The organism is Falsirhodobacter sp. alg1 (genome assembly GCF_000739715.2).
Taxonomy (GTDB): Bacteria; Pseudomonadota; Alphaproteobacteria; order Rhodobacterales; family Rhodobacteraceae; genus Falsirhodobacter.
Genome location: NZ_BBJC02000138.1, coordinates 1 through 488 on the forward strand (window position 1 = coordinate 1; position 488 = coordinate 488).

The following is a 488-nucleotide window of genomic DNA, read 5'->3' on the forward strand; positions in this document are numbered from 1 at the left end:
AGTATGATCAGGGCGTGGGCGAACTTTCGGATGCCGCCTCGGCGCTGGATTATCTTCAGTCGATGAACCAGAATGCAAAGCACTGCTGGGTTGCAGGGTTCTCGTTTGGCGCATGGATCGGGATGCAGCTTCTGATGCGTCGCCCTGAAATCACGGGATTCGTATCGGTGTCGCCGCCTGCCAACATGTACGACTTTTCTTTCCTGGCGCCCTGCCCGTCGTCCGGCCTGATCATCAACGGATCAGCCGACCGCGTGGCGCCGCCTGCCGATACCGTCAATCTGGTCAACAAACTGCACGAGCATCGCCCGCCCTGCACCAAAAGCCCGCCCGATGCGATATGCGATGCCCTCATCCAGATCGACGCCAAGGCGCCCCCGGATGTCATAGGCTTTGAAGCAGCTCAGGCTCATGCCGCTGACAGCCGCGCATAACGCCCGCCCGAAGCCTCGAGTTGGGCGTGGGTTCCGATTTCGGTCACCTGCCCC

Annotated in this window: 1 pseudogene; it reads left to right on the forward strand. The window is 61.1% G+C overall.

Annotated features, from left to right (window positions below):
• Positions 1 to 308: pseudogene (locus TR36_RS14640) on the forward strand (alpha/beta hydrolase); the annotation flags it as partial.
• Positions 309 to 488: the final 180 nt, after the last annotated feature.